The organism is Actinoplanes sp. NPDC051388 (genome assembly GCF_055586225.1).
Genome location: NZ_JBVJIP010000040.1, coordinates 1 through 7628, shown reverse-complemented (window position 1 = coordinate 7628; position 7628 = coordinate 1). Strand labels below are relative to the sequence as shown.

The window sequence follows — 7628 nt, the reverse complement described above, 5'->3', positions numbered from 1 at the left end:
AAAAAGAGAACCGCAGCTGTGTTGGTGGGGGGGAAGAACCCGAGTCCCCCCCCCCCCCCCAGGGGCCAAAAGGAGGGGAGGGGGCCCCCTCCGGACCCCCCCCCCCCCCCCCCGCTCCACAGGGGAAGGCACGACATGGCGGTAATAAGCGCCCCGCGGAAGGCCTCGGAGCCGGCCACCGCGAGCCCACCGGGACCACGGAGGATGGACCGCCTGCGCCGGCGGATCGCGGACAACGCGCTGGCCTACGCGTTCATGGCCGCGGGCCTGCTCTGCTTCGCGTTTTTCTCGTGGTACCCGCTGGTCAAGGGCATCATCCTGAGCTTCCAGCAGGACAACTTCGTGGTGCCGCCCTATTGGGTGGGCCTGGAGAACTACCGGGTGCTCTTCGACGACCCGCTGTTCTGGACGGCCTGGAAGAACACCGTCGTGTTCACCGCGCTGGCGCTGGTCTTCGGTTTCGCGCTGCCGTTCGTGATCGCCATCCTGCTCAACGAGTTCCGGCACTTCTCCGGGCTGTTCCGGGTGCTGGTCTATCTGCCGGTGATGCTCCCGCCGGTGGTCAGCGTGCTGCTCTGGCGCTACTTCTACGACCCGGGCAACGGCCTGTTCAACACCATCCTCGGCGGCGTCGGGCTGCCACCGTCGCAGTGGAGTCAGGGATCGTCCACCGCGATGGTCTCGCTGGTGCTGGTCTCCACCTGGGCCAACATGGGCGGCGCGACGCTGATGTACCTGGCCGCGCTGCAGGGCATCCCGGGTGACCTCTACGAGGCGGCGGAGCTGGACGGCGCGAGCATCTGGCAGCGGATCCGGCACGTCACGATCCCGCAGATGCGCTTCATCATGCTGGTCCTGCTGCTGCTGCAGATCATCGCCACGATGCAGGTGTTCATCGAGCCGTTCCTGCTGACCGGCACGTCCAGCCCGGACACGGTGACCGTGATGGTGCTGATCTACCGCTACGCGTTCACCGTCAACAACGACTTCGGCCTGGCCGCGGCGATGAGCGTGCTGCTCTTCGTGGTGCTGGGCGCCTTCTCCGCGCTGTATCTGCGCCTGACCCGCACCGCCGACTGAGGAGCGTGTCGATGAGCCTCACCGCCCCGCCCCCACCGAGCCTGCCGAAGCGGCGCCGATCATCCGCGGGTGGCACCCGTACCCTGGTCTCCGCGGTTGATCTGAATCGTCATCGCGGGATCTATTACGCGGCGGTCACCGTCACGATGCTGGTGTTCGCGGCCGCGTTTCTCTATCCGCTCTATTGGATGGCCACCAGCGCGCTGAAGTCGCCGGTCGAGTTCGCCCAGCCGACGCCGACCTTCATCCCGCAGGAGTGGCACCCGGAGAACTATCTGACCGCCTGGACGAACATGCGGATCGGGAAGTTCTTCCTGAACACCGTCTACTACGCGCTCGGCGGCTGGATCATCCAGCTCACCGTGGACGTGGCGGTGGCATACGCGTTGAGCAAGCTCAAGCCGATCTTCGGCAAGATCATCCTCGGCGGCATGCTGGCCAGCCTGATGCTGCCGGCCGCGGCGCTGCTGGTGCCGGCCTACCTGACCGTCGCCGACGTGCCGATCTTCGGCTGGAACCTGATCGACACCCCGTGGGCGCTGTGGCTGCCGGCCGCCGCCAACGCCTTCAACGTCTATGTGCTCAAGCGCTTCTTCGACCAGATCCCGGACGACCTGCTGGACGCCGCGGCGATCGACGGCGCCGGCCGGCTGCGGGTGCTGTGGTCGATCGTGCTGCCGCTCAGCCGCCCGGTCCTCGGCGTGGTCTCCATCTTCGCGATCATCGGCATCTGGAAGGACTTCCTCTGGCCGCTGCTGGTGCTGCAGAACCCGGAGGGGCAGACGCTGAGCGTCGCGCTGAGCCGGCTCGCCAACACCAGCCAGGTGCCCCAGACGGAGTTCGTCGCGGGGCTGGTGATCGCGTCCGTACCCATGATCGTGATCTTCCTGATCTTCCAGCGCAGCATCATCGGCGGACTCTCCGCGGGTTCCATGAAGGGCTGACCCGACCGCAGTACGTGGCGATCACCGTGGATCGCCCGACCCCGTGCGCCCAAAAAGGCCCTAGCAATGTCCAGAAAGCAGGTAATTGTGGCTACCTCGCAAGCTTGGTGGCGGGACGCGGTGATCTACCAGGTCTATCCGCGTTCGTTCGCGGACTCCGACGGTGACGGCGTCGGCGACATCGACGGCATCCGCGCGCACCTGCCGCACCTGGCCGCTCTCGGCGTCGACGCGATCTGGATGAGTCCCTGGTATCCGTCGCCGATGGCGGACGCCGGCTACGACGTGGCCGACTTCCGCGACATCGACCCGGTGTTCGGCACGCTGGCCGGCGCCGAGGCGCTGATCACCGAGGCGCACGCGGCGGGCATCCGGATGATCGTCGACATCGTGCCCAACCACGTGTCCAGCTCGCATCCGTGGTTCCAGAAGGCGCTCGCCGACCCCGAGGCGAAGGAGCGCGACTACTTCTGGTTCCGGCCCGGTCGCGGCGACCGGATGCCCACCGACTGGCGCGGCGAGTTCGGCGGTGACACCTGGACGCGGGCTCCGGACGGCCAGTGGTACCTGCACCTCTTCACGCCGGAACAGCCGGACCTCAACTGGGAGCACCCCGACGTGCGAGCCGAGTTCGAGGCGATCCTGCGGTTCTGGTTCGACCGCGGCGTCGACGGCATCCGGATCGACTCGGCGGCCCTGCTGCTCAAGGACACCGCGATGCCCGAGTTCGTCGAGGGCGCGCCGCACCCGTTCCACGACCTGGACGGCGTGCACGACATCTACCGTGCCTGGCGCCGGGTGGCCGACGAATACGAAGACCGCGCGCTGATCGGCGAGGTCTGGATGCCCGAGGTCACGAGGTTCGCCAACTACCTGCGCCCGGACGAGCTGCACGCCGCGTTCAACTTCGACTTCCTCGGCTGTGCCTGGGATCCGGCCCTGATGCGCGAGTGCATCGACCGCACCCTGCACGCGCACGAGGCGGTCGGCGCGCCGGCCACCTGGGTGCTGTCCAACCACGACGTCACTCGGCACGTCACCCGTTACGGCCGCACCAGGACCACGTTCAGCTTCGACGACAACCTGGACGGCACGCCGGTCGACCTCGAGCTCGGCACCCGCCGCGCCCGGGCGGCCGCGCTGCTGTCCCTGTCGCTGCCCGGCGCCACCTACGTCTATCAGGGCGAGGAACTGGGCCTCTGGGAGAACGAGAGCATCCCGGCTTCCCAATTTCAAGATCCCATGTGGGGACGGCGTGGCCACTCCCGCGACGGCTGCCGGGTGCCGCTGCCCTGGTCCGGCGACGAGCAGCCGTTCGGATTCACCACCGGTGAGCCCTGGCTCCCCCAGCCGGCCGAGTGGAAGGACCGCACGGTCCAGGCTCAGACCGGCGACCCGAGTTCGATGCTGGAGCTCTACCGCGCGGCGATCCGCCTCCGCCGCGGGGAAGAGGGCCTGCATCGGAGCACGATGACGTGGCTCGATGCCGCGCCCGGCGTGCTCGCCTACACCCGCGGGCCTTCGTTCGCGTGTGTGCTCAACATGTCCGATGTTCCGGTCCCCCTGCCGGAGCACCACTCCTGCCTGCTCGCCAGCGGCCCGCTCGACGGCACCTCCCTGCCGCCGGACACGGCCGTCTGGCTCCGTCGTTAACTGGAAGTAGGTGTCCCCAGTGAGAAGAGCCCTGGTCGCGGTCACCGTCGCGGCCGCCACGGTCCTCCTCGTCCCCACCGCCCCCGCCCACGCCGCCGGTCCCAACCTGGCCGCCGGCAAGACGTTCGCCGCCAGCAGCTTCACCGACGTCTACCCGGCCGGCAACGCCGGTGACGGCAACGCCAACACCTATTGGGAATCGAACAACAACGCGTTCCCCCAATGGCTGCAGGTCGACCTCGGCTCCGCGGTCAGCGTCAACCAGACCATCCTCGAGCTGCCGCCGGCCGCCGCCTGGCAGACCCGCACCCAGACGCTGACCGTGCAGGGCAGCACCGACGGCGGCTCGTTCGCGACGCTCAAGGCGAGCGCCGGCTACGTCTTCAACCCGGCCACCGGCAACACGGTCACCATCGACTTCACCGCGGCCACCACCCGCTTCGTGCGGCTCAGCTTCACCGGCAACACCGGCTGGCCCGCCGGGCAGCTCTCCGAACTCGAGGTCTACGGCCCGGTCGGCGCGGACACCCAGCCGCCCAGCGCGCCCGGCAACCTCGCCTTCACCCAGCCGGCGAGCGGCCAGATCCGGTTGACCTGGAACGCTTCCAGCGACAACGTCGGGGTCACCGGCTACGACCTCTACGCCAACGGCCAGCTGCGCACCAGCGTCGCCGGCAACGTGCTGACCTACACCGATCTGCAGCCGGACAGCGCGACGGTGGCCTACCACGTGCGCGCCAAGGACGCCGCCGGAAACGTCTCCGGCAACAGCAACACGGTGACGCGCACCGGGCAGAGCGGCGACACGCAGGCGCCGACCATCCCCGGCAACCTCGCCTACACCCAGCCGGCCACCGGCCAGATCCGGTTGACCTGGAACGCGTCCAGCGACAACGTCGGGGTCAGCGGCTACGACGTCTACGCCAACGGATCCGTCCGCGCCAGCGTGGCCGGCAACGTGCTGACCTACACCGACAGCCAGCCCGCCACGGCGACGGTGGCCTATTACGTGAAGGCGAAGGACGCGGCCGGGAACGAGTCGGCGGCCAGCAACACGGTCACCCGCACCGGCACCGGCACGCCCGGCGGCAACCTCGCGGTGGGCAAGCCGATCGAGGCGTCGTCGACCATCTTCACGTTCGTCGCCACCAACGCGAACGACAACGACGTGGCGACCTACTGGGAGGGCAGCGCCTATCCGGCGAACCTGACCGTCAAGCTGGGCGCCAACGCCAGCACGTCGTCCGTGGTGGTCAAGCTGAACCCGGACACCGCGTGGGGCCAGCGCACCCAGACGTTCTCGATCCTGGGTCGCGAGCAGAGTGCCACGGCGTTCACCACGCTGGTCGGCTCGGCCACGTACACCTTCAACCCGGCCACCGGCAACACGGTGACCGTCCCGGTGAGCGCGACCGCCGCGGACCTGCGGCTCAGCTTCACCGCCAACACCGGCGCGCCCAGCGGTCAGGTCGCCGAGTTCCAGGTGATCGGGGTGCCCGCGCCCAACCCGGATCTCACGATCACTTCTCTGACCGCCTCTCCGGCTGCGCCGGTCGAGACGGACGCGATCACGCTGTCGGCCACGGTCCGCAACGCGGGTTCCGCGGCGAGCCCGGCCAGCAACGTCAACTTCTATCTGGGTACGACGAAGGTCGGCACCGCCACCGTCGGGGCCATCGCCGCCGGGGCGAGTTCCACGGTCTCGTTCAACTCCGGCGCACGGGACGCGGGGACCTATCCGCTGCGTGCCGTGGTCGACGAGGCGAACACCGTGGTCGAGCAGAACGACGCGAACAACGAGTTCACCAGTCCGTCCAGTCTGGTGGTCAGCCCGGTGGCCAGCTCCGATCTGATCGCCTCCGCGGTCGGCTGGTCGCCGAACAACCCGTCGGCGGGCAACACGGTGACGTTCAGCGTGACCATCAGGAACCAGGGCACGCAGGCCACCGCGGGCGGCGCGCACGGCATCACGCTGACCGTCCTCTCCGACACCGGCGCGACCGTGCGGACGTTGACCGGCTCGTACACCGGCTCGCTCGCGCCCGGCGCCTCGTCACCGTCGATCAACCTGGGCACCTGGCCGGCCGTGAACGGCAAGTACACGGTCCGGGTGGTGCTCGCGAACGACGCCAACGAGCTGCCGGTCAAGCAGGCGAACAACACCAGCGAGCGGCCGTTCTTCGTGGGCCGCGGCGCGAACATGCCGTACGAGATGTATGAGGCCGAGGACGGCCAGATCGGCGGCGGCGCACAGTCGCTCAGCCCCAACCGCCGGATCGGCGACCTCGCGGGTGAGGCCTCCGGGCGTCGCGCGGTCACCCTCAACAGCACCGGCGCCTACGTCCAGTGGACCACCCGGGCCGGCACCAACACGCTGGTCGCCCGGTTCTCCATCCCGGACGGCACGACCAGCTCGGTGACCATCTACGTCGACGGGCAGGTGCACAAGACGCTGCCGCTGACGTCGAAGTTCGCCTGGCTCTACGGCCCGGAGGCGGAGCCGCAGAACTCCGGCACCGGACCGCGGCACATCTACGACGAGGCCAGCATCATGCTGAACAGCACGGTGCCCGCGGGCAGCACGATCAAGCTGCAGAAGGACGGCGGCAACCCGGGCAGCATCGCCGTCGACTTCATCAACCTCGAGCAGGTCGCGCCGGTCGCCAACCCGAACCCGGCCACCTATGTGGTGCCGACCGGCACCGATCAGCAGTCGGTGCAGGCGGCGCTGGACGCGGCCCGGATGGACACCAGCAAGGCCGGCGTCTACCTGCCGGCCGGCGTCTACCCGACGCAGAACAAGTTCCAGGTCTTCGGCCGGCCCATCCAGGTCGTCGGCGCCGGACCCTGGTACACGAAGTTCCAGACACCGCAGGACCAGTCCGAGACCGACGCCGGCTTCTCCGCGCAGGGGCAGGCCAGCGGATCGACGTTCAAGAACTTCGCGTTCTTCGGCAACTACACGATCCGCCGCGATGGGCCGGGCAAGGTGTTCGACTTCAACGGCACCCAGAACATCACCATCGACAACATCTGGACCGAGCACCAGATGTGCCTCTTCTGGGGCGCGAACGTCGACAACATGGTGGTGAAGAACTCCCGGATCCGGAACATGTTCGCCGACGGCCTGAACATGACCAACGGCAGCACCGGCAACCTGATCGACAACGTCGACGCCCGGGCCACCGGTGACGACAGCTTCGCGCTCTTCAACGCGATCGACTCGAACAACGCCGAGGAGACCGGCAACATCTTCCAGAACCTCAGCAGCACGCTCACCTGGCGCGCGGCGGGTCTGGCGGTCTACGGCGGCCGGGACAACATCTTCCGCAACATCTACATCGCGGACACGTTGGTCTACTCCGGCGTCACCATCGCGTCGATCGACTTCGGCATCCCGATGCTCGGCTTCGGCGCCAGCCCGCCCACGACCTTCGACAACATCTCGATCGTCCGCGGCGGCGGCCACTTCTGGAACGGGCAGACCTTCCCGGGTCTGTGGCTGCTCAGCGGCGAGAAGTCGTTCCAGGGCATCCGGATCAGCAACGTGGACATCGTCGATCCCACCTACCACGGGATCATGTTCCAGACGAAGTACACCAGCCCGACCACGCCGCTGATGCCGATCACCGACACCGTCTTCACCAACGTGTCGGTGTCCGGCGCACAGAAGAGCGGTGACGAGTACGACGCGAAATCCGGCTTCGGCGTCTGGGCCAACCCGGCCGCGGAACCCGGCCAGGGCCCGGCGGTCGGCTCGGCGACGTTCACCGGCCTGCGCCTGACCAACAACTGGCGCGACATCGAGAACACCACGTCCACCTTCACCATCACCCGCAACTAACCCGCCCCCAGAGGTGGGGGGGGGGGGGGGGGGGGGGGGGGGGGGGGGGGGGGGGGGGGGGGGGGGGGGGGGGGGGGGGGGGGGGGGGGGGGGGGGGGGGGGGGGGG

At 68.7% G+C, this 7628-nt stretch carries 4 protein-coding genes; all 4 read left to right on the top strand.

Translation table 11 applies throughout. The annotated features are described in order from the left end of the window. The first annotated feature begins 204 nt into the window (after window positions 1-204). On the top strand, window positions 205-1080 hold the full coding sequence (locus ACZ6TI_RS48025; protein ID WP_465352017.1) for a carbohydrate ABC transporter permease: 876 nt from the start codon (window positions 205-207) through the stop codon (window positions 1078-1080). An 11-nt stretch (window positions 1081-1091) separates the two neighbouring features. Continuing rightward, window positions 1092-2024: a carbohydrate ABC transporter permease gene (locus ACZ6TI_RS48020; protein ID WP_465352016.1), complete on the top strand. Its 933-nt coding sequence runs from the start codon at window positions 1092-1094 to the stop codon at window positions 2022-2024. A gap of 66 nt (window positions 2025-2090) precedes the next feature. Further along, a complete protein-coding gene (locus tag ACZ6TI_RS48015) occupies window positions 2091-3677 on the top strand; it encodes a glycoside hydrolase family 13 protein (protein ID WP_465352015.1) in 1587 nt (528 codons plus the stop codon). A gap of 19 nt (window positions 3678-3696) precedes the next feature. Beyond that, window positions 3697-7521, top strand: a complete 3825-nt coding sequence (locus ACZ6TI_RS48010) for a discoidin domain-containing protein (protein ID WP_465352014.1) — start codon at window positions 3697-3699, stop codon at window positions 7519-7521. The last annotated feature ends 107 nt before the right edge of the window (window positions 7522-7628 follow it).

What these genes read in the sequence shown, in the direction of transcription:
- ACZ6TI_RS48025 (WP_465352017.1), top strand. Translation starts at nt 205, where the DNA reads ATGGACCGCCTGCGCCGGCGGATCGCGGACAACGCGCTGGCCTACGCG.
- ACZ6TI_RS48020 (WP_465352016.1), top strand. Translation starts at nt 1,092, where the DNA reads ATGAGCCTCACCGCCCCGCCCCCACCGAGCCTGCCGAAGCGGCGCCGA.
- ACZ6TI_RS48015 (WP_465352015.1), top strand. Translation starts at nt 2,091, where the DNA reads ATGTCCAGAAAGCAGGTAATTGTGGCTACCTCGCAAGCTTGGTGGCGG.